At 42.8% G+C, this 24,245-nt stretch carries 24 protein-coding genes; 11 read left to right on the top strand and 13 right to left on the bottom strand.

All coding sequences use genetic code 11. From position 1 onward, the window contains the following. Window positions 1-130: 130 nt before the first annotated feature. From ilvD to QZ019_RS04090, 4 genes are all read right to left on the bottom strand, one after another. Window positions 131-1,801 (bottom strand): dihydroxy-acid dehydratase, encoded by a 1,671-nt coding sequence (gene ilvD / locus QZ019_RS04105; protein ID WP_294566489.1) that lies wholly within the window; start codon window positions 1,799-1,801, stop codon window positions 131-133. A gap of 64 nt (window positions 1,802-1,865) precedes the next feature. Next, the gene (locus tag QZ019_RS04100) at window positions 1,866-3,146 is read right to left on the bottom strand and encodes a TRAP transporter large permease (RefSeq protein ID WP_295482532.1); all 1,281 of its coding nucleotides are present in this window, start codon (window positions 3,144-3,146) and stop codon (window positions 1,866-1,868) included. Window positions 3,147-3,158: 12 nt separating this feature from the next. Beyond that, a complete protein-coding gene (locus QZ019_RS04095; RefSeq protein WP_295482529.1) occupies window positions 3,159-3,674 on the bottom strand; it encodes a TRAP transporter small permease in 516 nt (171 codons plus the stop codon). 68 nt (window positions 3,675-3,742) lie between these two features. Then, window positions 3,743-4,741 (bottom strand): DctP family TRAP transporter solute-binding subunit, encoded by a 999-nt coding sequence (locus tag QZ019_RS04090; RefSeq protein ID WP_295482527.1) that lies wholly within the window; start codon window positions 4,739-4,741, stop codon window positions 3,743-3,745. Window positions 4,742-5,246: 505 nt separating this feature from the next. Here QZ019_RS04090 and QZ019_RS04085 point away from each other — a divergent pair. Continuing rightward, window positions 5,247-5,957 carry a FadR/GntR family transcriptional regulator gene (locus tag QZ019_RS04085; protein WP_295482524.1) on the top strand — a complete coding sequence of 237 codons (711 nt, stop codon included), beginning with the start codon at window positions 5,247-5,249 and terminating at the stop codon, window positions 5,955-5,957. Window positions 5,958-6,096: 139 nt separating this feature from the next. Here QZ019_RS04085 and QZ019_RS04080 read toward each other — a convergent pair whose 3' ends face one another. From QZ019_RS04080 to QZ019_RS04065, 4 genes are all read right to left on the bottom strand, one after another. Beyond that, window positions 6,097-7,065 (bottom strand): C-terminal binding protein, encoded by a 969-nt coding sequence (locus tag QZ019_RS04080; RefSeq protein ID WP_294566475.1) that lies wholly within the window; start codon window positions 7,063-7,065, stop codon window positions 6,097-6,099. A gap of 324 nt (window positions 7,066-7,389) precedes the next feature. Then, complete coding sequence (ppk1, locus tag QZ019_RS04075; RefSeq protein ID WP_294566473.1) at window positions 7,390-9,504, bottom strand: polyphosphate kinase 1; 2,115 nt, start codon at window positions 9,502-9,504, stop codon at window positions 7,390-7,392. A gap of 132 nt (window positions 9,505-9,636) precedes the next feature. Then, on the bottom strand, window positions 9,637-10,350 hold the full coding sequence (locus tag QZ019_RS04070) for a hypothetical protein (protein WP_294566471.1): 714 nt from the start codon (window positions 10,348-10,350) through the stop codon (window positions 9,637-9,639). Between the two features lie 6 nt (window positions 10,351-10,356). Further along, the gene (locus QZ019_RS04065; RefSeq protein WP_294566468.1) at window positions 10,357-10,797 is read right to left on the bottom strand and encodes an outer membrane protein assembly factor BamE; all 441 of its coding nucleotides are present in this window, start codon (window positions 10,795-10,797) and stop codon (window positions 10,357-10,359) included. A gap of 227 nt (window positions 10,798-11,024) precedes the next feature. Here QZ019_RS04065 and grpE point away from each other — a divergent pair, with 227 nt between their 5' ends. The 5 genes from grpE (at window position 11,025) to QZ019_RS04040 (ending at window position 16,227) form a co-directional block, all read left to right on the top strand. Continuing rightward, window positions 11,025-11,690: a nucleotide exchange factor GrpE gene (gene grpE / locus QZ019_RS04060; protein WP_295482520.1), complete on the top strand. Its 666-nt coding sequence runs from the start codon at window positions 11,025-11,027 to the stop codon at window positions 11,688-11,690. A gap of 118 nt (window positions 11,691-11,808) precedes the next feature. After that, window positions 11,809-13,743: a molecular chaperone DnaK gene (gene dnaK / locus QZ019_RS04055; RefSeq protein ID WP_294566463.1), complete on the top strand. Its 1,935-nt coding sequence runs from the start codon at window positions 11,809-11,811 to the stop codon at window positions 13,741-13,743. Between the two features lie 325 nt (window positions 13,744-14,068). After that, the gene (dnaJ, locus tag QZ019_RS04050) at window positions 14,069-15,250 is read left to right on the top strand and encodes a molecular chaperone DnaJ (RefSeq protein ID WP_294566460.1); all 1,182 of its coding nucleotides are present in this window, start codon (window positions 14,069-14,071) and stop codon (window positions 15,248-15,250) included. Between the two features lie 131 nt (window positions 15,251-15,381). Then, the gene (gene greA / locus QZ019_RS04045) at window positions 15,382-15,873 is read left to right on the top strand and encodes a transcription elongation factor GreA (protein ID WP_040909542.1); all 492 of its coding nucleotides are present in this window, start codon (window positions 15,382-15,384) and stop codon (window positions 15,871-15,873) included. Window positions 15,874-15,915: 42 nt separating this feature from the next. Then, window positions 15,916-16,227, top strand: coding sequence for a hypothetical protein (locus tag QZ019_RS04040; protein WP_295482514.1), 312 nt, complete (start codon window positions 15,916-15,918; stop codon window positions 16,225-16,227). Between the two features lie 75 nt (window positions 16,228-16,302). On the opposite strand, the gene yhbY is transcribed toward QZ019_RS04040, so the two are convergent. Then, complete coding sequence (gene yhbY, locus QZ019_RS04035) at window positions 16,303-16,593, bottom strand: ribosome assembly RNA-binding protein YhbY (protein WP_294566455.1); 291 nt, start codon at window positions 16,591-16,593, stop codon at window positions 16,303-16,305. 132 nt (window positions 16,594-16,725) lie between these two features. On the opposite strand from yhbY, the gene rlmE reads away from it, so the two are divergent. From rlmE to secG, 5 genes are all read left to right on the top strand, one after another. Next, complete coding sequence (gene rlmE, locus QZ019_RS04030) at window positions 16,726-17,412, top strand: 23S rRNA (uridine(2552)-2'-O)-methyltransferase RlmE (RefSeq protein WP_294566452.1); 687 nt, start codon at window positions 16,726-16,728, stop codon at window positions 17,410-17,412. Between the two features lie 12 nt (window positions 17,413-17,424). Beyond that, window positions 17,425-19,425, top strand: coding sequence for an ATP-dependent zinc metalloprotease FtsH (gene ftsH / locus QZ019_RS04025; protein ID WP_295482510.1), 2,001 nt, complete (start codon window positions 17,425-17,427; stop codon window positions 19,423-19,425). 63 nt (window positions 19,426-19,488) lie between these two features. Next, complete coding sequence (locus QZ019_RS04020; protein ID WP_295482508.1) at window positions 19,489-20,331, top strand: dihydropteroate synthase; 843 nt, start codon at window positions 19,489-19,491, stop codon at window positions 20,329-20,331. A gap of 30 nt (window positions 20,332-20,361) precedes the next feature. After that, the gene (glmM, locus tag QZ019_RS04015; RefSeq protein ID WP_294566443.1) at window positions 20,362-21,705 is read left to right on the top strand and encodes a phosphoglucosamine mutase; all 1,344 of its coding nucleotides are present in this window, start codon (window positions 20,362-20,364) and stop codon (window positions 21,703-21,705) included. 70 nt (window positions 21,706-21,775) lie between these two features. After that, the gene (secG, locus tag QZ019_RS04010) at window positions 21,776-22,129 is read left to right on the top strand and encodes a preprotein translocase subunit SecG (RefSeq protein WP_295482505.1); all 354 of its coding nucleotides are present in this window, start codon (window positions 21,776-21,778) and stop codon (window positions 22,127-22,129) included. Window positions 22,130-22,186: 57 nt separating this feature from the next. On the opposite strand, the gene QZ019_RS04005 is transcribed toward secG, so the two are convergent. The 4 genes from QZ019_RS04005 to QZ019_RS03990 form a co-directional block, all read right to left on the bottom strand. Next, entirely contained in the window at window positions 22,187-22,786 is a 600-nt protein-coding gene (locus QZ019_RS04005) for a 5-formyltetrahydrofolate cyclo-ligase (RefSeq protein ID WP_295482501.1), read from the bottom strand. Continuing rightward, the gene (zapA, locus tag QZ019_RS04000; protein WP_277296183.1) at window positions 22,770-23,078 is read right to left on the bottom strand and encodes a cell division protein ZapA; all 309 of its coding nucleotides are present in this window, start codon (window positions 23,076-23,078) and stop codon (window positions 22,770-22,772) included. Before zapA ends, QZ019_RS04005 begins: the two co-directional genes overlap by 17 nt. Window positions 23,079-23,216: 138 nt before the next feature. After that, window positions 23,217-23,783, bottom strand: coding sequence for a 6-carboxytetrahydropterin synthase (locus QZ019_RS03995; protein ID WP_009144311.1), 567 nt, complete (start codon window positions 23,781-23,783; stop codon window positions 23,217-23,219). A gap of 27 nt (window positions 23,784-23,810) precedes the next feature. Then, window positions 23,811-24,215, bottom strand: a complete 405-nt coding sequence (locus QZ019_RS03990) for a Fur family transcriptional regulator (RefSeq protein WP_295482497.1) — start codon at window positions 24,213-24,215, stop codon at window positions 23,811-23,813. Window positions 24,216-24,245: the final 30 nt, after the last annotated feature.

The raw sequence follows: 24,245 nt of genomic DNA, 5'->3' as shown, positions 1-24,245 counted from the left end.
CTTAAATAATAAATAATTATTTAGATGAGAATATCTTGATAACAGACAAATAGGGAAGGAAAAAGCAGAGAACAAATAAAAAACCGGGATTGTCGAATATATCCCGGCTGTGAATGAGAAAAACACAAAATTAATCGCGAGTCTTGATGATAGCTCCTAAAGATGATGAGGCAACATTTCTACGGTAGTGGTAGAGATAGCCTTCAACCTTGTTGTCAGGCATGGTAGCGCCTTCTTTGCGGCGTGCCTCGAAGTCAACTTTAGCTTCGATAATGCCGGCATCAACATCAATGGAGATTTCATCGCCGTTTCTTAAGTATTTTATAGGACCGTCATCATAAGCTTCAGGAGTGATGTGCCCTACGAAACAGCCGTTATTTGAGCCGGAGAAGCGGCCGTCGGTAATAACACAGACTTTGCTTCCAAGATTCATTCCGACCAAAAGTTTCATAGCTTTGTACTGTTCAGGCATACCGGGACCGCCGCGCGGACCTGCGTTGCGAATAACAACGACATCGCCTTCGTGAACTTTAAGCGCGCGAATACCATCCAAGGCGTCTTGCTCATTTTCAAAAATAACGGCTTTACCGGTAAATTTATGTGCTTCAGCAGGAATTGCCGAAGGTTTGGTAACCGCACCTTCAGGAGCAAGATTGCCGTGGAGAATGGCAATACCGCCCCATTTGTGAACCGGATTGTCGATAGCATGAATGACGTCACGATTGCGGTTTTCAAAAAACTCCAAGTTTTCTTTTAGAGTCTTGCCGGTGCAAGTAACGTTATCAAGATATAAAACCGACTGCATTTCTTTCATGACAGCAGGGACACCGCCGGCTTCATAGAAATCAAGCAAGGTATAGGCGCCTGCCGGGATCATGGCTACAAGGTGCGGAGCTTCTAACGCAGCTTTACCGAAATCATCGATAGTAAAATCAACTCGTGCTTCATAGGCGATGGCAAGCATATGTAAAACGGCATTGGTAGAGCCGCCGATGGCGGAGTTAACGCGAATTGCGTTCTCAATGGTTTTACGGTTTACCACATCACGCGGCTTTATGTCTTTTTTAACTAAATCGACTACAGCAAAGCCTGAGTTGAAAGCTGCTTGCATTCTTTGTGAGTAAACAGCTGGAATTGCGGCGGTGCCGGGTAAGGCCATGCCCATGGCTTCAGCCAGACAGCACATGGTGTTGGCGGTACCGAGCATTGCGCAAGAACCGATTGTCGGTACAGCGTTGTTTTCAAGCCAATCAAATTCTTTTTGTGTGATTTTTCCTGATTTTAAAGCACCTTCTGACTGCTGAATAATCGAGTGATCGATGTATTCGCCGCCGTAGGGGTTATTTTGCTTCATACGTCCCGGTAATGCAGGACCTCCGTTTACGAAAACGGATGGAATATTGACGCGCAATGCGCCTAAAAGCATACCCGGTACAATTTTATCGCAAGATCCTAACAATACGAGACCGTCAAGGCGATGAGCCTGAACCATGGTTTCAATATCGTTGGCAATATCTTCACGACCCGGCAGAATATATTTCATGCCGTCATGCGCCATTGCGATTCCGTCACAGGCACCGATGGTCCCGAACTCAAGCGGGGTACCGCCTGCAGCGTAAATTCCTTCTTTAACACGCTTGGTCATGTCTTTTAACACGACGTGACCAGGGCAGATATCGTTAAAGGCGTTAACGACACCGATGAGCGGTTTTTTAAGTTCTGCATCGGTATAACCGCCAGCTTTGTATAGTGCGCGGACATTGGCCCACTCAGGACCTTGCATAATATCTTGACTGCGCATTTTTATCTCCTATGAAAAAAACAGCAGGACATGCCTGCTGTTTTTTTAAGTTATACATAAACTCTTACTTCATTAAATCAGGCAGGAACATAACGATGTCCGGGATGAAGGTAATGAGCATCAAGTCTATGAGCATGATCAAAATGAACGGTACGATACCTTTCAAAATAACTTCCATTGAGGAATCGGAAATTCGTGAAGCCACGAAGAGGTTGATTCCTAAAGGCGGAGTAATGAAGCCGATTGCCAAGTTGGTAACCATGATAAGGCCGAAATGGATCGGATCAAGACCGATAGAGGTAGCTACCGGCAAGAGGATCGGAGCCAAAACCAAGATGGCCGGAGTGGTATCCATGAAGCAGCCGACAATGAGCAAAATCAAGTTGATAAGGAGCAGAATGACGATCGGGCTGTCGGAAACAGTCATCATCATCTGGGTTACCATGGTCGGGATTTGCTCAATGGTGATGATCTTGGTAAATGCGGTAGCGCATCCCAAGATAACCATGGTGGTTGCGGTGGTGGAGCATGAAGTACTGATTGCCTTAATTAACTTTTTAGGAGGCAATTCGCGGTAAATAAAAGCACCGCAGATATAGGCATAAATTGCAGCAACTGCAGCAGCTTCGGTCGGGGTGAAGAGACCTGTGTAAATACCGCCTAAGATGATTACCGGGTTAATTAATGCCCATTTTGCTTCCCAGGTTGCGGCCCAGGCTTTCTTACCGTCAAACGGTTCTTTTGAACCGGTGTAACCGTGCTTCTTGGCAAACCAATAGCAGTAAGCAATGAGGGAGAAGCCGATTAAGAAGCCGGGGAAGAAACCGCCCATGAAGAGGGAGGTAACGGAAGTACCGGTGGAAACACCGAAAATAACCATCGGAATTGACGGCGGAATAATAACACCGATTGAGCCTGCGGTTGCGACTAGAGCTAGAACGAATGAACGGTCATAGCCGAGCTTTAACATGGTCGGAATTACCATGGTACCTACTGCGGCTACGGTTGCAGGACCGGATCCTGATACTGCAGCGAAGAACATGCAGACTAAAACGGTAACGATGGCTAAACCGCCGGTAATACGGCCGAAGAACACGTTGCAGACGTCAAGAATACGGCGAGATACGCCACCAGCGCCCATCAAGTCACCTGCCAAAATGAACAAAGGAATAGCAAGGATCGGGAAGGAGTCGCAGCTGGTGATTAATGCCTGCGGAATGGAGGTTAAGCTTAAGGTGTCGCCAACCACCAAAGCAAACATACTGGATACGCCCAAGGCGATACCGACAGGTACGTTGAGAATTAACAGAACGATAAGGGCGATTAATAGAGTCAGACCTACCATAATTTATTCTCCTTATAAATTCTCAAGGTCAGGCTCTGCCGGATCTTCATACGGATCGCCTAAATGTTTAATACGGTAAATAATAGTCTGTACTTCGCGAATGGCGGTTAAAGCAAACCCGACGCACGGAGCGGAGTAAACTATCCACATCGGGATCTGCATAGCAGGTGAAAGCTGACCGAGCATATACTGACGGACGGCAAGACCCCAGGCAAAATAAACGATAACAATTGAGAAGATCAAGAAAATGCAGTCACCGATAATTACCACGTAACGGCGCCATGCTTTAGGGAAGAAATAAAGGCCGGCATCAATCTTGATGTGACGCATAACTTTAGCGCCGTAGCTGATACCGATATAAACAAGCCATACGAACATGTAGCGGGCTAATTCTTCGGACCAGGACAATGATGCGTGCATGCAGTAACGCATGAAAACCTGAATGCCGAGAACGATAGTGAGAACGGACATCAGCGTAATGCAGATGAACATCTCAAGCTTCTCATCAAGTAACTTAAGTAATTTCATAATTATTATCCGAACTACAGAAAAAGTGGCCATTTTTTAATGACCACTTTTTGGTGTCAAGAAAAGGATTAGTACTCTTTGTTGAGGATCTTATCCAAGAGTTCAGGATGTTCCATCTTCTCGCGGACTAAGTCGTAAACTTTGCCGTCGATGGCCATCTGACGCCACTGATCCTTTTCAGCATCGGTAACTTCGATAACTTCACAGCCTGCATCCTTGAATTTCTGTACGGATAAGGCGTTAAGCTCGGTAGCGCGAGCGCGCTGTGCGGTCTGGTAAGCAGCTGCTGCCTTGAGTAAAGCCTGCTGTAAATCGGGCTCGAGTGAGTCAAAGCGAGCCTGGTTGATGTACAAGCAGTGCGCGCTGAATACGTGACCGGTCAATGAAATGTAGTGCTGAACTTCATAGAGCTTGTTGGAGTCGATAATGGAAAGCGGGTTTTCCTGAGCGTCAATGGTGCCCTGCTGCAGTGCGGAGATAACCTCGGTGAAGGCCATCGGGGTCGGGTTAGCACCGTAGGTACGCCACAAGGCGATCTGAATTTCGGTTTCCATTACGCGCAGTTTCTGTCCTTTAACGTCGGCAGGAAGCTTAACCGGAACTTTGTTGTTGGTGTAGTGACGGAAGCCGTTTTCAAGGGCGGCTAAGTATTTAAGACCTTTTTTCTCGGACTGTTTATTGATTGAAAGACCTAATTCGCTGTCCATGCATTTCCATGCTTCATCCATGGTGTTGAAGAGGAACGGGGCGTCCCAAACATAGAGGTCAGGGATCATGGAAGCCAAAACTGAAGGCATAGTCTGAACCATGTCGATATCACCTAAAATGGTGGATTCGGTTACGACACGGTCATCACCCAACATATTGTCAGGGAAGTGCTTAATTATAAGGCGACCACCGGATTCTTTACTGGCGACATCCATGAAAACTTGAGCTGCGTCTTTTGAAGGCTGATTGGTAACGTTGGCAAAACGTAAGGTTACGGTGTCAGCAGCCATTGCTGAAGTGGCAGTCATGACTGCAGCGGCAACGCCGACCATTACGCCTAACATTTTAATTTTTTTCATATGCAAAACTCCGGTTAGTGATATTTTCATAACATTAAAAGCAATTAGCTTTAATGGAAACATTATAGAAATGACAGTAAAAAAAATAATTCGAAGAATTATCAAAATTTGACTTTTGCCACAGAGATATCAGATGTCGATGCATAATTTGTGAAGTGGATCATATTTGAAATATTTTTTATCTGTGCTCGCAATACCTTGTAAATACTGGCTTTGCTTAAGTTTATTTGTCTTGTATGTTAGATTTTCTGTTTTGCACTAAAACAAAACAGATCTGATGTTTAATTCAATTCTATGTTTTAAATTGATTTTTTTAATCTGCGTTTTTTTTAAGTAAAAAATGAAAGATTTATATCATTTTGCCTAAATAAAAGAATTTTCATAAAAGAAGACATATATAAGGTTATTAAAAAATAATAAGATTTGTTTTAAATAAAAAATACTCGATAATATAATGATTAATTATATAAGCAAGATTTGCAGGATATTAAGTAAGGTATAACGCATGGATATAAAAGTAGAAGAGACTGAGAACGTCAAGTCTTTATCCGAAGTTACTGCAGACACAATAGTACAGCACATTATCAATGAGGGGCTCGGTAAAGGCGACAAGCTTCCCAAGGAAAAAATTTTATGTGAATTGCTAGGTGTGGGGCGTTCTACTTTACGTGAGGCTGTCAGAATGCTTGCATCGCGCAATATTTTGATAGTTAAGCACGGTTCAGGAATATATGTGAGTGATAAGCCCGGCGTCTCTCAAGATCCTCTGGGGTTTACTTTTGTTAAGGATAAAAAGCGCTTGATTCATGATCTTGTCGAGTTTCGCATGATGCTTGAACCAAGGGTAGCAGCACTTGCGGCACAAAACCGTACTAAAGAGCAGCTTGCCAAGCTTGAAGCGCAAGCTGCCGTGGTTGATGAGTTAATTTCCCAGGGAAAGTCACATGCTCAGGCAGACTCCGTATTTCATTCGCTGCTTGGTGAAATGAGCGGAAACAGTGTACTGCCTAATCTTGAACCGATTATTTTTAAAGCTATTGATTTGTTTATTGACCTTTCACAGTCAAAATTATCTCATGACACTATAGGAGAGCATAGGGCTATTGTGGAAGCAATTAAGGCCGGTAAATCAGTGGATGCCAGTGATGCGATGATTGCTCATCTGCTTAATAATAAAAACTATATTATGAAAGTATTGGAACACGAAAAATTTTAACAATATATGCCAGAAGTCCCCACCCTATAGGTGGGGGAGTAAGTCACTTAAGACAAGAAATATAAAAAAGGAGAACGTAACGTTCTCCCAAAAATGCCCTCTTGTTATCAAAGAGGGCCAAAGGACACCAAAAACTGTATTAAAGTTTGTTGACCGGGCAACGAGCCTTTTCACCTAAAACGCCACGAACTGCTTCTTCAGCGCACTTGGTCTTAAGATCGGATGCTGCCTGTACGGAGTACCATGCCATATGCGGAGTGATAACGATGTTCGGAGCGCTGCGCAGAGGGCTGTCGGCCTCAAGAGGCTCTTTGCAGGTTACGTCAATACCGGCACCGCCTAAATGACCTGACTTTAATGCGTCAGCCAAAGCAGCTTCATCGACCAAACCGCCACGGGCTACGTTAATAAGCATTGCACCTTTCTTCATTTCGCCGAAGGTCTTGGCGTTCATCATCTTAGCGTTCTGAGCATTTAAGCCGCAGTGTAATGAAATAACGTCAGCGTTCTTAAGAACTTCTTCTTCAGAGCAGCAAGTGATGTAGGAATATTCAGGGTTGCTCTTGACGTGATCGGTATAAATATCATAGCCGATTACTTTGCAGCCTAATGCGTGGACGCGGTGAGCAAAAGCAAGACCGATACGACCTAAACCGATAATGCCGACAGTGATGGTGGACAAACGGGCGATAGGGGCCATTTCGGCATAATCCCATCTGCCTTCTTTAACTTGGGTATTGGCTTGGCAGACTTTGCGGGTAATTGCCATCATAAGAGCCAAAGCCTGATCGGCAACTTCGAAAGTACCGTAATCGGGAACGTTGCAAACCTGAACGCCGTGCTTGGTGGCGGCAACTAGATCGACATTGTCAACGCCTACGCCGTAACGGACAACAGTTTTTAAAGTCGGGATTGCGGAGAAGACTTTATCGGTCAAAGGAGCGTACTGGTTGCAGACTGCGACTGCGCCCTGGCAATTGGCGATAACGTCATCTTCAGTTTTGCACTGAACCAATTTGTAAGCGATTCCGGCTTTGTCGAAAACGGCTTTTTCTTCGTTGATGTTGGCGTGATCGCAATCGGTAATGAAAATCTTAGTATCTGCCATGATAAAACCTTCAAAAATTAAGGAGTTGGGTTAAAACTAACAGCTTTAAATCTGTAATTTCCTGATATTAACGGAAATTAAGTATTGTAAAGCCGTCAATAGATCTGATGAGTTATATTATTAATTAAAAATGATGAAATTGGACAAGATCCTTTTGTAATTGTGATTTATGCACACTTTTTTTAATTTTTTCTACAGGATTGGAAGTTGCGTGATTTTTTAATATAAGAAAAAAGAGAAAAAATTTTTTACGAGAGATCTGATGATGTAAAGATAGACAAGCCGCAACATTGATAGTGTTGCGGCTTTAAAGAATATTAGGATTTATTTTGAGTTTTTCTTGTCAGAAGACGCTGTTTTATTTTTGGTTTTTTCCGTGTAAAGCTTTGATTCAAGCTGTTGCAGGTATGTATGAATAGCAATTTGGCTTCGTACCGGAACGGCATTTTCACCTGCTTTTACATATTCGTTCTTCTGATCTTTATCTAAAATTCTGGCTTTTTGATTATCGTTGCACTGGATACGGAAAATAGTATTGATGCGATCTCTAAGATCGGCATCAAGCACGGGGGCACCGACTTCAATGCGGTAATCAAGGTTACGCGTCATCCAATCTGCAGAAGAAATATAAAGTTCAGGGTTATTGTTATTGCAGAAAATCATGACACGAGGATGCTCTAAGAATCTGTCTACGATTGACGTAATGTAGATATTGTCGGAAAGACCTTCAATTCCCGGGCGTAATGAGCACATACCGCGAACCACGGCACGGATTTTAACTCCGGACTGCGATGCTTTGTAGAGACGATCGATTATTCCTAAATCAACCAAATTGTTTACTTTAAAATTGATGTAGGAAGGAAGCCCCGTAAGAGCATTTTCAATTTCGCGATCGATCATAGCGTAGATACGCTTTCTTGCGTTAATTGGGGACACAAGCAGATTTGAAAAGTGCGGACGAGTATAAGGATACTCGATAAATTCAAAGACATTCTCAACTTCAGCGGTAATTTGCGGGTTGACGGTAAAGAGCGCAAAGTCGGTATAAATCTTTGCGGTTTTTTCATTGAAATTACCGGTACCGATATGTGCATAACGTACGGTTTGACCGTTTTCTTTTCTGGTGATAAGGCACAATTTGGAATGAATTTTCAAAGTCGGCAGACCGAAAAGAACTTTTACTCCGGCATTGGTTAAACGGGCGGCCCATTGAATATTGTTGGCTTCGTCAAAACGGGCTTTTAATTCAACTACTACGGTTACGCGCTTGCCGTTATTGGCGGCGTCAATAAGTGAATCGATAACGCGGCTGTTTGAAGCTACGCGGTAGATATTTATCTTTATAGATCTTACTTTAGGATCGTATGAAGCTTGGCGCAGTACTTCAGTAAAGTACTCAAAAGAATAGTACGGATAATAAAGAAGAATATCCTTTTGGGCGATAGCTTCAAAAGGTGTGGGGGCAAGATCAAAAGCGGTTGAATGTATCGACGGCAAAGAAGAGTTTTCCATGTCGTCGCTGCCGACGCTTGGGAATGATAAAAAGTCTTTGAAATTATGGTAGCGATTGCCCGGCATTAATGAGTCGATTTCGCTCATTTTTAATTTGCCCGCCATAAATTCCACAATATCTTTAGGCATTGCTCTGTCATATGCAAAGCGTACCGGTTTGGCGTTTAATCGCTGTTTTAATGAATCGGACATGGTTTCAAGTACGCCTTTATCGACTGAACTTTGCAGATCGTATTCTGCATCACGATTCATTTTGATTGAGTAGGCTTCAATGTTGTCGTAATCAAAATATCCTTTAAATATCGTATCAAGTCCGATACGGATAACGTTATCAAGGAACATGAGGGTTGTTTCTCCCTCAGTATCCGACGGCATGCGGATAAAACGCGGAACGGTATCTGACGGAATTTCGATTAAGGCGTAGGTATCGCCTTTTTTATTGAACATCTTGACCAGAAGATAGGTATATTGATCTTTTAAAAAAGAAACAAGATCTATATTCTCAGTGACGATAACGGGTCTTATATGTTTTAAGACATGACGCTTAAAATAGGATGTAATCCATTTTTTTTGTTCTTCGTTAATCTGGGTTTCGTCTTTTAGGAAAATTTTCTTTTTGGCAAGCTCTTCTAAAAGATCGTTATAAATTTTGTTCATGATCTTTTGATAATCGCTTGTCGTACTTTGTACTTTGCGCAAAAGCTTAGCTGTTTCTTCGCTGTTGCCTTTTTCTTTGTTGATAATGATCTGGCGTTTTAAATCAGCAACTCTTACCTTGAAGAATTCATCCTGATTGCTTGAATAAATGCCTAAAAATCTGACACGCTCGATTAAAGGAACCGACTTGTCGGAAGCTTCTTGTAAGACACGGGCGTTAAAGGAAAGCCAGCTGATTTCCTTAGGGATATAAGTATTCATATTTTCCATAGCAGTAAAATTTCCGGTTCTCTTATTATATAGATGCGTTACAGATAAAACTTTGCTGTACTTAAAAGCTTTTATTGCTTTTAAGACAAAAACATCATAATTATAGATATTGATTGTTAAGTAAAAATTAATTTAAGGATTTTTCTTATCTATAGAGCTATCAGTATTGGTTTTGTTTGAATCTGAATTCTCTGAGATAGCTTCTTGCTCTTCCTCTTTGGTTAGTTGTAAAAAAGCATAGGAAGAAGGATTAGTGAGATTATAAAGAGATTGTCTTGCGGTTATGCTGCCAAGGCGAGCTGCGTATTCAAGCAGTTTGGCTCCTATAGGCAGAGTTTCTTTTCTTTGAATAAAAATTCTGCCGGCGCGCTCATATCCGCTTTCCGGTCCTTCAATATTAATCACTCTTTGCAGCCAGAAAGCACCTTCTGCCAAGTTGCCGTTTATATAAAAAGCCCGGGAAATTCTTGCCGCTTGCCCGGGTCTTGTGATCATGGCGTTAAATGCTGAAGGATCCCCAAGACGCAGCGCTTTTTGTGCGCATTTCTCAAAAGCACGGTTGGCATCTTTTTCCTGAAGAGTGTAAGGCTCAGGATAATTTTTATCCCGGTAGCTTTTTTTATAGCGCTCAATAATGGACGGAAGATTGCTTATGTCGCCTTTTACGCATAAGTTGGCATCATCTATGAATTTTTTTTCTAAGTCACTTTTTTGCAATACTTCTTTATGATCGGTCTTATTTTTAATATTTTCATTGGTTTCGTCTTGGATAGAGCATCCTGAAAGGATGCTCATCATGCAACCAAATAAGACAGCAAGAACGCTTTGTGACTTATTTTTTAACATTGATGTTTATTCTTCTGATTCAATTTCGGTACTGTCTTTATCGACATTATTTGTACCGCTTGATGCTTTAAGAATTTTATCAAGAGAAATTTTACTTACGTCTGTTGACGGTTCATTAAAGCTTGCAGGTTTTTCAAAATCACCTGAAATATCAATTAAGGTTGCACCGCTGAATAAGACAATAAGATTTTTTATCTGAGGATCATCCCAACCTTCTCTGAAATAATGCACGTAGTACCATCTTGAATTATCAAAAGGATCTACGAGCATAGGGGTTCCTAAAATAAAACGCACTTGTTCGGCGGACATTCCGTAATGTAATTTATTGATGTTTTCCTGTTCAACGAAATTGCCTTGAGCTAAATCGGCACGGTAGGCACAGCCTGAGGAAAAAACCGCCAAAGAGGCAAGCAGGCTTGAAATTAATAAGAATTTACGAGAACGCATAAAATTAAACCTTAAATTAACTATCAGCATTTTAGCAAAAAATATAGTCCGTCACTTGAAATTAAAAAAACACATCCCCATTTGTTAAGCAAAATGATTTTTGCAAAATTCATTCTGTTTTTATTTGACTTAATGTTTGTTTTTAAGTTTTTTAATTTACAGAGTTCAATTTTGCGGCAAAAGTCTTAATTAAGACTGATGGATAATAATCATCGTGAGGATTTGAAATGACTGAGGAAAAGCAGCCTGAAGAAATGAATGTTAAAGCTGAAGCACAAGTTCAAGAGACGAAGGCTCAGCCTGATGAAGATGTCGTTTTGCAGCAGGGAGAAGAGGTGGTTAAAGCTGATGCTTCTTCACAAGAGCAAAATGCAGGACAGGAAGAGGCACAAGCTAAAGAAGATCCTCAGGTCACAATTGCTGCTCTTAAGTCACAGCTTGAAGTTTTGGCCAAACAGGCATTAAGCGATAAAGAAAAAATGCTGCGTGCCGTTGCTGAGGCTGATAATTCAAGAAAAAGAGCGGAAGCTGACGTGGAGCGCGAGCGCAAATATGCTTTGGAGAAGTTCGTTAAAGCATTAATTCCGGTAGTTGATTCTCTTGATATGGCACTTGAGGCAGGAAAGAGCAAGTCCGAAAATGCGCAAGATGCTATGGTTCAAGGTGTAGAAGCTACTTTGCGTTTATTTTTAAAAGAACTTTCAACTTTTGGCGTTGAAAGAATTGATCCGGTAGGCGAGCCTTTTGATCCTAACGTTCATCAGGCTATTTCCATGATTCCAAGCAAGGATGTAAAACCTAACTGCATTGTTTCTGTGATGCAAAAAGGCTTTATCTTAAACGGACGCGTTGTCCGCCCTGCAATGGTTATGGTGGCAAGAGCCGCGGAATAAAAAATGAAACGGGGACTTGAATTTTAGTTTTTAGTCTCCATATTCAGTAGCAGAAAGATTTGAATCCGTCTCCAAATAAAACAATAAAGACGGTATTAATTAGCGGAGAAATTAAATTATGGGAAAGATTATCGGTATTGACTTAGGTACTACCAATTCATGCGTTGCCGTACTTGACGGTGATAAAGTACGTGTACTGGAGAATTCAGAAGGTCGCCGTACAACTCCTTCCATCGTTGCATATGCTGAAGACGGCGAGATTTTGGTTGGTGAGGCAGCAAAGCGTCAGGCTGTTACCAATCCTAAGAACACATTGTTTGCAATTAAGCGTTTAATCGGTCGTCGTTATGATGATGCCGAAGTTCAGCGTGATATTTCCATCATGCCGTTTAAGATTATTAAGGCAGATAACGGTGATGCTTGGGTAGAAGTTAGAGATAAGAAATTAGCTCCTCCTCAGATTTCAGCTGAAGTCTTGAAGAAGATGAAGAAGACTGCTGAGGATATTTTAGGTGAGGAAGTTACCGAGGCCGTTATTACCTGCCCGGCTTACTTTAATGATTCACAGCGTCAGGCAACTAAGGATGCAGGACGTATTGCCGGACTTGATGTAAAGCGTATTATCAACGAACCGACTGCCGCTTCAATCGCTTACGGTGAGGATAAGGCAAAGGGTGAACAGAAGATTGCCGTTTATGACTTGGGCGGCGGTACTTTTGATATTTCTATCATTGATATTGATGAAGTTGACGGTGAAAAGACTTTTGAAGTTTTGGCAACTAACGGTGATACTCATTTAGGCGGTGAAGATTTCGATAATCGCATCATCAATTACTTAGTTGATGAGTTTAAGAACGAGCAGGGCGTTGATTTGCGTCAGGATCAGCTCGCATTGCAGCGTTTGAAGGAAGCTGCCGAGAAGGCTAAGATTGAGTTGTCTTCATCCCAGCAGACTGATGTCAACTTGCCGTACATTACTGCTGATGCAACTGGTCCTAAGCACATGAACATCAAGATCACTCGTGCAAAACTCGAGTCCTTGGTTGAGGATTTGGTTACCAAGACTTTGGATCCGGTTCGTACCGCTTTGAAGGATGCCGGTTTGTCACCGAGCGACGTTGATGACGTTCTTCTTGTCGGCGGTCAGACCAGAATGCCGATGGTTCAGAAACTTGTTGCTGATTTCTTCGGTAAAGAACCGCGTAAAGATGTTAACCCGGATGAGGCCGTTGCTATCGGTGCTGCAATTCAGGGCGGTGTTTTGTCAGGAACCAAGAAAGACGTATTGCTCCTTGACGTAACTCCGTTGTCCTTGGGTATTGAGACTTTAGGCGGCGTGATGACTACTCTTATTGAGAAGAACACCACTATCCCGACCAAGAAGTCACAGGTATTCTCAACTGCTGAAGACAATCAGCCTGCCGTAACTATTCACGTATTGCAGGGTGAGCGTAAGCGTGCTGCCGATAACAAGTCTTTAGGTCAGTTTAACCTTGAGGGTATTGCTCCCGCTCCGCGCGGAATCCCTCAGATTGAAGTTACTTTCGATATTGATGCCGACGGTTTGATTCACGTATCTGCCAAAGATAAGAATACCGGTAAAGAGCAGAAGATTACCATTAAGTCTTCATCCGGTCTTTCTGAGGAAGATATTAAACGTATGGTTCGCGAGGCTGAAGAGCATTCTGCCGAAGATAAGAAGTTTGAAGAGCTTGCAACTGCACGTAACCGTGCCGATGCAACCGCTCACGCAATGCGTAAGCAGCTTCAGGATGTTGGTGCTAATGTCTCAGCTGATGATAAGGCAAAAGTAGAGAAAGCTTTAAGCGAGCTTGAACTTGCAATCCGCGGCGATGACAAGGACAAGATCGAAAATGCCGAAAAGGCTGTTTTGCAGGCCGGTCAGACCTTAATGCAGGCAGCTCAGGCTCAGGCCCAGGCCCAGCAGGCTTCACAGCAGCAGGCTAATGCAGGAGCCGGTGCTCAGGGCGATCAAAAGAAAGACGATGTCGTTGATGCTGAGTTTGAAGAAGTAAAAGACGACAAGAAGTAATCTATATAAAGATAGATGACTAAACTAAAGGCAGGAGTTTAAAGCTTCTGCCTTTAACAATATATGCCGGAAGGCTCTATCCTCTTTAGGGTGGGGATGAAAGGCACAGAGCAGTCCACCTAACTTTGGTGTACTACAATAAAAACAGGCTTATTGTATAGCCTGAACCGCAGGACTTGCGGGGATAGCTCGTTGATACTGGCACCGACAGGTGTCTTGAGCGAGAAGAAGCCCCGCCTTCTTGAAGTCGGGGGAGTAAGTCACTCTCTTGGTATTTTTTTTAGTCTTGTCTACATTTGGATGACGATAAGTTTTAGAGGGATATATGGCAGACAAACGTGATTATTATGAAGTGCTGGGGGTTGCAAAAGATGCAGATGAGGCAACCATTAAGCGCGCGTTCAAACGCCTTGCCATCAAGTATCACCCCGATCACAACAAAGATCCTGATGCCGGAGAAAAATTCCGTGAAATAAATGAAGCGTATCAGGTTTTATCCGATCCGCAAAAACGCCAGGCTTATGATCAGTTCGGATTTGAAGGAGTTAACGGTCAAGGAGCCGGCGGCGCCGGTTTTAGTAATGCGGATTTTTCTGACATCTTCGGAAATTTCGGCGATATTTTCGGTGACATTTTCGGCGGAGCAGCCGGCGGAAGAGCAAGACGCGGTCCTCAAGTGGTACCGGGAAATGATTTGCGTGTCCGCTTGACTCTTACACTTGAAGAAGCAGTTCGCGGAGTTACTAAGAAAATTAATATTAAGACTCGCGTACGCTGTGAAAAGTGTAACGGTACCGGTGGTACCGGCAAGAAAACTTGCCCTACTTGCCATGGTAGCGGACAAGTTCACATGCGTCAGGGCTTTATGAGTATTGCTCAGATTTGCCCTCAATGTCATGGAACCGGTGAGATAATTGAAAATCCTTGCCCTGAATGCCAGGGTACCGGAAGAGTCGAAAAGACTAAGATGCTAAGCGTCAATATCCCGGCAGGAGTTGACGTCGGAGATCGCATTCGTCTTCAAGGAGAGGGCGAGGCCGGACTTAATGGAGCTCCTTCAGGAGATTTATACGTTGTCGTTGATGTTAAACCGCATAATATTTTTGAGCGTGACGGTAACGATCTTTCCTGTGAGGTTCCTGTAAGCTTTACCACTGCCGCTTTAGGCGGTAAGGTTGATGTCCCGACATTAGACGGACGCGTTACTGTTTCTGTTCGCCCCGGAACACAAACCGGTACAATTATGCGTCTTGCCGGCAAGGGTGTGAAATCGGTGCGCAGCAGTACAAAAGGTAATTTATACTGCAGGATTATTGTAGAGACTCCGGTAAATCTTACTGCGTATCAAAAGGATTTGTTGGCAAAATTTGAGGCTTCTTTAAACGGAGAAGAAAACGGTAAGGAAATTGATCCGCAGGCTCAAGCTGCGGCACGATCCTCGCATACTCCTAAAAGTGAAGGATTCTTAAATAAAGTTAAGAAATTCTTTGATGACATAGCTAAATGATCCCTTTTTTATGCCTTTGATATAGGAAAGGGAAAATGGTAGACTTAACAGCATAAAAGATTGAGTTCAATCTTAAAGTTTTATGTTTTATGGCGTCCTTTATGGGACGCTTTATTTTTAAGGAAAAAGTAATGGAACAAACCCCGATGACCGCTCGCGGTGAGATGCTCTTACGTAAAGAGCTGGAGCGTCTGAAGCTGGTTGAGCGCCCGCGTATCGTCGCTGCAATTGCTGAGGCTCGCAGTCACGGTGATTTAAGTGAAAATGCAGAGTATGATGCTGCAAAAGAAGAACAGGGATTGTGCGAAGCTCGGATTAAAGATATCGAAGCTAAGCTTGCCACCGCCAACATCATTGATGTAACAAAATTAAAGCCGGCAGGCGGCGCTCCGCTGAAAGTCGTATTCGGCTGCACGGTTACGGTTATTGATGTTGATACCGATAAAGAAGTGACTTACAAGATAGTAGGTGAGGATGAGGCTGATATCCAGTCAAATTTAATCTCCTATAAGACACCTATTGCCAAAGGTCTTTTAGGTAAAATAGAGGGTGATGAAGCGCAGATTAATATTCCGCGCGGTCAAGTTACTTACGAAATTGCCGAAATAAAATACGAAAATTAATTTTGGTAAAAGGCGTCATTTTTTTGGCGCTTTTTTTTTTCTATGCTAAAAAAATTTCTTTTTTCATTACTGTTCCTTTTCCCATTGGCGTCTTTTGCAGATGTGGGAGCAAATTGTACTTTTAAAGGTATTCTTTTGTACGGTAAGGTAAAAATAGTCAATGCTTTTGCCGATATTAAAGTGAAAAAGGTAAATTCTTTTCCTGATTTGAAGGTTAAATTCGTGTCATCTTTCCCTGATTCATGCGGAAAGTGGCAAATAGTAAATGCGTTCCCTGATTTTACGGTACAGTTTGTTAACGCTTTTGAGGATGTCAGTATTAAAGAAGTTTCAGCGTTCCCTGGGATAAATTAAAACCCGAAAGTGAACTCTACTTAGTACAGTTCAAAGTCGGGTTTTAATTGAAGAGGTAGAAAAGAAAAAGCTTAACTAGCGAGGAAGAATGAATCTGCTTTCTTCTTTTCTTTGTCTGAATAAAGTTGCGACTCTTCCTACAACCTGAACCAATTCGGCGTTGACGGCTTGAGCTGCCTGAGCGGCTTGTTCTTTGCGTCCTTCACCTGCGTTGAGTTTGATTTTAACAAGCTCATGGTGCTCAATTGTGCTGTCAAGCTCTTTGATGACAGCCTCGGATAATCCGTCATTTCCTAAAAGGATAAGAGGATTTAAGGCATGAGCCTGAGCTTTTAAAAATTGGCGCTGACGTGAATTTAACGGCATATGTTTTGATCCTGAGATGAAAAAATTAAGCGTATTGTACACAAAAGCCAGTCTTATTATTATATTAAATCATCATTATTTGTATAATAAGTAAATTGTCTTACGACTTTATATTATAAATTAAGGATTTTCATGCCGGCACGTAAAAGAACCGCCAGTCAGACAAGATGGCTTCAGGAGCATTTTTCCGACCCTTATGTAAAAGAAGCACATAAGCGCGGATTAAGATCCCGTGCCAGTTTTAAGCTTGAAGAACTGCAAAAACGCGATCGCCTTATAAAAGCAGGAAATATAGTGGTCGATTTAGGAGCCGCTCCCGGAGGTTGGTCGGAGTTTGCAGTTAAATGCGTCGGAGAAAAAGGTAAAGTTATTGCCTGTGATATTTTGCCTATAAGACCGATTCGAAATGTGACCTTTTTACAAGGCGACTTTAGGGATGAAGCTGTGTTTTTAAAGCTTTATTCCATGATTGGCGTCGGTGCGGACGTCGTTTTGTCCGACATGGCTCCAAACATGTCGGGAACTACGGCAATTGATCAGCCGCGCGCTATGCTTTTATCAGAGCTTGCTCTTGATATGGCGCGACGCGTGCTTAGAATCGGCGGCTCTTTTGTTGTAAAAGTTTTCACAGGAAGCGGCTCTCAGGAATATCTTGCCGAGTTAAGAAAAGATTTTTCCGTGGTTAAAGTAAGAAAACCTGATGCGTCACGCGATCGCTCGCGTGAGGTATATATGGTAGCGACCGGGTTTAAAGGACATCCTTTAAACGGGGTAGCTCCTGACAAGTTTGATGAAGCCGATGACAAAATCGGTAATTAATAAAGGGGAATTATGGCCAAGAACCTTATATTGTGGCTGGTTATTGCCGTTATCTTGATGTCTCTCTTTGATTCTTTTACGACAAGAGAGTCGACCGGACGAACTATGGACTATACGACTTTCGTACGTGAGGTCGAACAAGATCAAATTCAGGAAGCTGTTTTTGACGGTCAGGTTATTAACGGAATAAGACGCAGCGGTGAGACTTTTGTTACCGTTATGCCTATTCACGATAACGCTATTTTAAATACTTTGATTTCTCATAATGTGAGAACTTCAGGCACCAAACCCGAGGAAACCAGTCTTCTTACTTCCATTTTGATTTCCTGGTTCCCGATGTTGCTTTTAATCGGTGTGTGGATTTATTTTTCACGCCAAATGCAGGGCGGAGGAAAAGGCAATCCTTTGTCTTTTGGTAAAAGCAAGGCTAAGCTCTTAGGCGAAAATCAGATTAAGACAACTTTTGCCGACGTCGCAGGCTGTGATGAGGCCAAAGAAGACGTTGAGGAACTGGTTGACTTCTTAAAGGATCCGTCAAAGTATCAGAAGTTAGGCGGACGTATTCCGCGCGGCGTTTTGATGGTAGGCCCTCCCGGTACCGGTAAAACTTTGCTTGCCAGAGCGATTGCCGGTGAAGCAAAAGTTCCGTTCTTCTCGATTTCAGGTTCTGACTTCGTTGAAATGTTTGTCGGTGTCGGTGCTTCACGCGTCCGTGATATGTTCCAGACCGCAAAAAAGAACGCCCCTTGCATTATTTTTATTGATGAAATTGATGCCGTCGGTCGTAAGCGCGGTGTAGGATTGGGCGGCGGACATGATGAACGTGAACAGACCTTAAACCAGCTGCTTGTTGAAATGGACGGTTTTGAAGGTTTTGAGGCAGTTATCGTGATTGCTGCTACAAACCGCCCTGACGTTTTGGATCCGGCTTTGTTGCGTCCCGGACGTTTTGATCGCCAGGTGGTAGTAGGTTTACCTGACGTTCGCGGTCGTGAACAGATTTTGAAAGTTCATATGCGTAAAGTTCCTTTGGGTGCTGATGTTGATGCTGCTGTGCTTGCCCGCGGAACTCCCGGATTCTCCGGTGCGGATTTGGCTAATTTAGTAAATGAGGCAGCGTTGGCTGCAGCTCGCGCCAATTTGCGCGTCGTTTCAATGCAGCAGTTTGAAGAAGCAAAAGATAAGCTCTTGATGGGAGCTGAGCGTCGTTCTCTTGTAATGAATGATCATGAAAAAGCCAATACTGCTTATCATGAGGCAGGCCATACTATAGTCGGCCGCTTGGTTCCTGAGCACGATCCCGTTTATAAGGTATCAATTATTCCAAGAGGCCGAGCTTTAGGCGTGACCATGTACCTTCCGGAACAGGATCGCTACAGTCAGTCTAAGCAATATCTTTTGTCTAATATTTCTACCCTGTTTGCCGGACGTATTGCTGAAGAGATGATGTTCGGTGAAGCTGCGGTTACTACCGGAGCCTCAAATGATATTGAACGCGCAACGGATATTGCACGCCGTATGGTTACGCGCTGGGGCATGAGTAAGCGTTTACCTCCGATGCAGTTTGACCAGGATAGTGAGCGCAGTATGTTCTTAGGCGGCGGCACTACTCAGACTATGCCGTTGTCGGATAAGACTACTTTGATAATTGATGAAGAAGTCAGCAAGATCATCAATTCCTGCTATGAAAAAGCGGAAAAACTGCTTCAGGATAACAAAGATATTTTAGAGGCGATGAAAGAAGCTTTATTAAAATATGAAACTTTGGATGCCGAGCAGATTGATGATTTAATGGCACGTCGTCCGTGCCGCGCTCCGTCATCAAATACTAAGGATAATAACTTAGGCGGACAAACTCCGAATGGAGGAGATGCCCCGACTTCAAATCAGGAGAATGCAGCGCAGCCTCCTAAAGAAGAAGGTGCGCAAAGCAGCGTTTCTTCAAATAACAGCGATGTTCCTAAAATCGATGATGAAGACGTTGCCGATAAGGAAAAACCTTCACAGAATTAAAAATGAACTAAAGCCGTTTTTTAAGACGGCTTTTGCACATTTAGCAAAGGCGAGGACTTTTCTATGAAGCTTCATCTTAAAGGCGAGGATCTTGAACTTTATTCCCCTCGCATTATGGGGTCTCTTGTAGTTCATCCCCAAGATATAGGATCTGTAGATGATTTTGTCAGAAAAGCTAAGGAAATGCAGGAGGACGGGGCTGATTTAATAGAAATCGGTCTGCAGGTTGAAGAAGGCTTTCCTGAAGAGAATGATGAACTTGCAAAACTCATTCCGATTGTAAAGGCCGTTGCACAGAATACGTCTTTGTATGTGGCAATTACTACAAAGTATCCGTCAGTAATGAAGTCTGCGGTGGGTGCAGGTGCTAGTCTTATTATCGACCCTGATGCCTTAAAGGCTGAAGGTGCCCTCGATACTGTAGCCATGCTAAAAGTTCCTGTTTGTTTGGTTTTTGATCACAATATTGATTTTGACAAAGAAGGATCTTTAGACCCTATGGGCGACATTTCTGCATATTTGTATGAACGCATTGATGCCTGCCTTAATGCCGGAATTGACCGGCGCAATCTGTTAATCGACCCTTCTTTAAGTCAGTCAGCTCCGATTGAATCAAAATTAAAGCTTATAGGTCGTCTAGAGACGCTCAAAAGCTTTGCCTTGCCGATGACAATGGCAATGCCTCGTTCTATTCCGCATGCTGATAATTATTTAAATGAGCATTTTTCCGCTGCGGTTGCTGCTTGTCTTTTCTGTGTAAACTCCGGAGTCAAGATTATAAGAACCGAGAGAGTTGAGGAAATGGCTTTGGCGCTTGATACTTGGCAGGCTGTCAATAAAAGTGCTCGCCCGTTTAAGCTTACTAGGGCTATTGCCTCAAGATTTAAGCGTAAGCATGCAAATTAACGGTTTTAAAAATCAAGAAGGAAAAAATAAGTGAAGCGTAAGTATTTCGGTACCGATGGTGTTCGCGGTCGCGTCGGACAATATCCTATAACCCCTGATTTTGTTTTAAAACTGGGTATGGCTGCAGGTAAAGTTCTGTCAAGAAGAAAAGGCGGCAAGGTTATTATCGGTAAAGATACCCGTCTTTCAGGTTATATGCTTGAGGCTGCCTTAGAGTCAGGGTTTAGTGCCGCGGGTGTTTCTACTGTGCTGTTAGGCCCGATGCCGACTCCTGCCATTTCATATCTTACCAAGGCTTTTAGAGCTGATTTGGGAGTTGTGATAAGCGCTTCACATAATCCTTATTATGATAACGGCATCAAGTTCTTTTCACGTGAAGGTACCAAACTTCCTGATGAGGTTGAGCTTGAGATCGAGAAAATGCTGGAAAGCGATATCGACCTTGCCGATTCCGCTGAGTTCGGTCGTGCTTATCGTCAGGAAGATGCTCCCGGACGCTATATTGAATTTTGCAAGAGCTCGTTTGCCAACCATATGAGCTTAAGCGGATTGAAGATTGTCATTGATTGCGCTAACGGTGCTACTTATCATGTAGCTCCGATGGTATTTAGAGAGTTAGGCGCCAAAGTTATTACCATAGGCGATCGTCCTGACGGCATCAATATTAATGACGGGGTCGGTTCTACTCATCCTGAAGCTCTAATCGAAAAAGTTTTAGCAACTAAAGCTGATTTGGGTATCGCATTTGACGGTGACGGTGATCGCGTGATGATGGTTGATTCTCACGGACATCTTTTAGATGGAGACGCCCTTTTATATATCATCGCAAAAGATCGCTTTGAACAAAATAAGTTAAACGGCGGCGTTGTCGGTACTTTAATGTCAAATTTAGGACTTGAACTGGCGTTAAAGCGTGAAGGAATCGAATTTACCCGTTCAGCGGTGGGTGATCGTTATGTAATGGAAACCCTGCTTGCCAAAAAATGGAATTTAGGCGGAGAAAACAGCGGTCACATTATTTGCCTTAACTATGTTTCCACAGGTGACGGCATTGTGTCAGCACTGCAGGTATTAAAAGCAGCAATCCGTCAGGGTAAGTCCCTTGAGGATTTGGTAAGCTCTCTTGATATGTTTCCTCAGGAGCTTATTAATCTGCGCTTGTCGGCAGGTTTTGATGCTTTATCCGATGAAAAGGTTTTATCTGAAGTCAAGGCTGTGGAAAATGAACTCGGTACCCGCGGACGAGTGCTGTTGCGCAAATCAGGAACCGAGCCTGTTGTTCGCGTCATGGTTGAAGGAGAGGATCGTGAATATGTTCATCGTATGGCGCAAAGAATTGCCAACGTAATTCGACACCAGGCGGAAGAATCATAGATCTTTACAAACCGGTGCAGAACTAGTATCATGCTTGCCCACAAGTAAGATCTTTTAACAGGTCATTAAAATGTACGAAATTGTTATTGTTGTTTTTCTTTTAGTCGCCGTTGCCATGGTTGCTTTGATTTTGGTTCAGCAGGGTAAAGGCGCAGGCATGGGTGCATCTTTCGGCGCCGGTGCTTCTAATACCGTATTCGGTGCAGTCGGATCGGGCAACTTTTTAACCCGCAGCACATGGCTTTTAGCAATTGTCTTTTTTGCTATCTGCTTATTTATCGGCTGGCTGCAGAAAGATCATTCTGAGCAGAATGATTCTTTTACCAATATTTCAAGTGAGAGCGAGATTTCAACTCAGGTTGAGAATAAAGCTCCTGCCGATGTCCCGACTGTTGATAGTGACGTTCCGTCAATCGGCGAATAGTCTTTAAATAAAAAATTTGATTGACCCTGTACTCAAAAAGTACGGGGTTTTTTATGTCTAATATTTTTTGATAAACATAAGATGCCGTGTCGGAGTTATGATCTCATCAAGCGGCATATCCCAATCTTCCGAGGGAACCTCATCAACGCATTGAAAATCGTGAGCAAGACCGATAAGAACACAGTCGGCACTAACTTTTTTTAATAAGCGATCATAATAACCGCCGCCCATTCCTAAGCGATTGCCTTTAATATCAAAAGCTAACAACGGAATTAACAGTACTTCAAAAAGATTCGGGGTAATTAGCTTGTCGCGAAAAGGCTGAGGCTCTGGGATCCCGAAGCGGTTTTTAACTAAACTGCCGTCATCATCGTAAGTGTAAAATTGCATCTGGCCTTTTTCTGTAGGGTGAATAACAGGTAGAGCTACGGTGTGTTTTTTTGCTTTTAGGTAATTATTTAAAAGCATGGTGTTTATTTCGCCGTTAAGTCCTACATAAGAGCCGATGGTTCTTCTTTCTTTAAGTAAAGAAAGAGCAATAACCTTTTCAAAGATATGGGATTCTGCATCACGTAATGCTTTTTCAGACAGCATTAGACGTGATGTTCGCATTCGTTTTCTTAAAGCGTCACGCTTTTGTTTAGTCTCGAGAGTCATTTAAATTTTTCTTTATGATGCGGATAAGACTTTTTGCTTCTCTTTGAAAAGGAGTAGATGCACCAAGATAGCTTTGCAATCGGTTTTGACTTTCAATGGCAGTTAAAATTGCCGCTTGGGTTATAGATAAATTAGGGGTTTTCCTTAAGATATCGGCGCTGATATTTTGTACTTGCTCGATGGATTTTTTTAGGTCGTTTTCCTGCTTTTTGGCACAGCGCAAAGTAAATTTATTCCCCATAATGGAGAAGGTTATGGAGGTTAATTCATCACCGCTTACCTGATCTTCCATCGTATTACTCCTCAAAGATATACGACCATTGTAGCATCTGCTATTGAAGACAGGAATTTAGCAAAAAATCTTTTTACAAAAAAAGAAAGAGCTGTGCGCTCTTTCTTATGGTAATTACAAGATTACTGGTCTAAAACCTTAGGCTTTACGCCATCCGCATTTAGGACAAACGCCGTTTTCATTAAGAGCGACCCCGCAAAGAGGGCAACGTGCTCTGCTTTCTTGAGCAGGAAATTCTGCACAGGCGGCATTTACCCCGCTAGTGAAGGTGAGTTTGACGATGTTAAGTTTGTCTTTAAGCAGATCATAGACAATTTTAATCATGCCTTCGACCGTCATAGTTTCTTTAGTTACAACCAAGCGGCAATCAGGATAGGCAGTTGCAAGTTCGGTTTTAAAAGCATCACCTTTCATTTTATTAGAAGGAGCGCCGTTTTTAATGCCTTGTTTTTCGTAAACGTCAAGAATGGCTGGTAAAAGTGGGTCGTCTTCACGCAAAATTAATGCATGATCGAAGTTTTTAAGGACAGCCCAAGCGGTTTTTTGAATTTCGTTGCAAGGAAATACCATGTTAACTCCGGGTTCAATAGTGTCTTCAACTTCAATAGTTAAAACACCGGTATGTCCGTGCAGATATTGAGCTTCACCTTGGAATCCGTAGAAACGGTGAGCGTACTGAAGATCGATTTTGGTAATACTGCGCATGATATATCTCCTTTTGCCGTATCGGCACTAATAGTTATGTTTTTTATGTAAATCTTTTTGACAATCAGGACAAAAACCTTTGAATATAATGTCGTGCCCCGTGAAGATGAATCCGTGTTTATCAGCGATATGATCTTCAAGGTGGTGGTTATAGGGCATGTCCACATCAAAAATTCGACCGCAGCGTTCGCATTTTACGTGGTAATGCAGGACGGTACGGAATTCAAAATTATCTGGGCTTCCGGGAACCTCAATCTTATGGATTTGACCTTGTTCATAAAGTCTGTTCAGATTCCGGTATACGGTAGCCTTGCTTATATTAGGATGCTCATGGGTCACCGCTTCGTAAATTTCTTCGGCGCAGGCATGACCTTTAAGGTTTTTTACCTTTTCTAAAATTAGGGCGCCTTGAATGGTGTTGCGGTTTTTCATAATTATTCCTAATAATTATTCTTTATTGAT

This window comes from uncultured Succinatimonas sp. (assembly GCF_905203285.1).
Classification (GTDB): Bacteria; Pseudomonadota; Gammaproteobacteria; order Enterobacterales; family Succinivibrionaceae; genus Succinatimonas.
Note: the sequence above shows the minus strand (reverse complement) of the source record. Positions and strands in the feature narration are given on the sequence as shown.

Excerpts from the sequence above, each read along its gene's own strand:
- QZ019_RS04080 (WP_294566475.1), bottom strand. The coding sequence starts at position 7,065 with ATGGCAGATACTAAGATTTTCATTACCGATTGCGATCACGCCAACATC.
- QZ019_RS04065 (WP_294566468.1), bottom strand. The coding sequence starts at position 10,797 with ATGCGTTCTCGTAAATTCTTATTAATTTCAAGCCTGCTTGCCTCTTTG.
- QZ019_RS04005 (WP_295482501.1), bottom strand. The coding sequence starts at position 22,786 with ATGACTCTCGAGACTAAACAAAAGCGTGACGCTTTAAGAAAACGAATG.
- QZ019_RS03995 (WP_009144311.1), bottom strand. The coding sequence starts at position 23,783 with ATGCGCAGTATTACCAAAATCGATCTTCAGTACGCTCACCGTTTCTAC.
- ftsH (WP_295482510.1), top strand. The coding sequence starts at position 17,425 with ATGGCCAAGAACCTTATATTGTGGCTGGTTATTGCCGTTATCTTGATG.
- ppk1 (WP_294566473.1), bottom strand. The coding sequence starts at position 9,504 with ATGGAAAATATGAATACTTATATCCCTAAGGAAATCAGCTGGCTTTCC.
- rlmE (WP_294566452.1), top strand. The coding sequence starts at position 16,726 with ATGCCGGCACGTAAAAGAACCGCCAGTCAGACAAGATGGCTTCAGGAG.
- QZ019_RS04040 (WP_295482514.1), top strand. The coding sequence starts at position 15,916 with ATGCTAAAAAAATTTCTTTTTTCATTACTGTTCCTTTTCCCATTGGCG.
- grpE (WP_295482520.1), top strand. The coding sequence starts at position 11,025 with ATGACTGAGGAAAAGCAGCCTGAAGAAATGAATGTTAAAGCTGAAGCA.
- QZ019_RS04070 (WP_294566471.1), bottom strand. The coding sequence starts at position 10,350 with ATGTTAAAAAATAAGTCACAAAGCGTTCTTGCTGTCTTATTTGGTTGC.
- secG (WP_295482505.1), top strand. The coding sequence starts at position 21,776 with ATGTACGAAATTGTTATTGTTGTTTTTCTTTTAGTCGCCGTTGCCATG.
- yhbY (WP_294566455.1), bottom strand. The coding sequence starts at position 16,593 with ATGCCGTTAAATTCACGTCAGCGCCAATTTTTAAAAGCTCAGGCTCAT.
- QZ019_RS03990 (WP_295482497.1), bottom strand. The coding sequence starts at position 24,215 with ATGAAAAACCGCAACACCATTCAAGGCGCCCTAATTTTAGAAAAGGTA.
- QZ019_RS04085 (WP_295482524.1), top strand. The coding sequence starts at position 5,247 with ATGGATATAAAAGTAGAAGAGACTGAGAACGTCAAGTCTTTATCCGAA.
- dnaJ (WP_294566460.1), top strand. The coding sequence starts at position 14,069 with ATGGCAGACAAACGTGATTATTATGAAGTGCTGGGGGTTGCAAAAGAT.
- QZ019_RS04020 (WP_295482508.1), top strand. The coding sequence starts at position 19,489 with ATGAAGCTTCATCTTAAAGGCGAGGATCTTGAACTTTATTCCCCTCGC.
- ilvD (WP_294566489.1), bottom strand. The coding sequence starts at position 1,801 with ATGCGCAGTCAAGATATTATGCAAGGTCCTGAGTGGGCCAATGTCCGC.
- QZ019_RS04100 (WP_295482532.1), bottom strand. The coding sequence starts at position 3,146 with ATGGTAGGTCTGACTCTATTAATCGCCCTTATCGTTCTGTTAATTCTC.
- QZ019_RS04095 (WP_295482529.1), bottom strand. The coding sequence starts at position 3,674 with ATGAAATTACTTAAGTTACTTGATGAGAAGCTTGAGATGTTCATCTGC.
- QZ019_RS04090 (WP_295482527.1), bottom strand. The coding sequence starts at position 4,741 with ATGAAAAAAATTAAAATGTTAGGCGTAATGGTCGGCGTTGCCGCTGCA.
- dnaK (WP_294566463.1), top strand. The coding sequence starts at position 11,809 with ATGGGAAAGATTATCGGTATTGACTTAGGTACTACCAATTCATGCGTT.
- greA (WP_040909542.1), top strand. The coding sequence starts at position 15,382 with ATGGAACAAACCCCGATGACCGCTCGCGGTGAGATGCTCTTACGTAAA.
- zapA (WP_277296183.1), bottom strand. The coding sequence starts at position 23,078 with ATGGAAGATCAGGTAAGCGGTGATGAATTAACCTCCATAACCTTCTCC.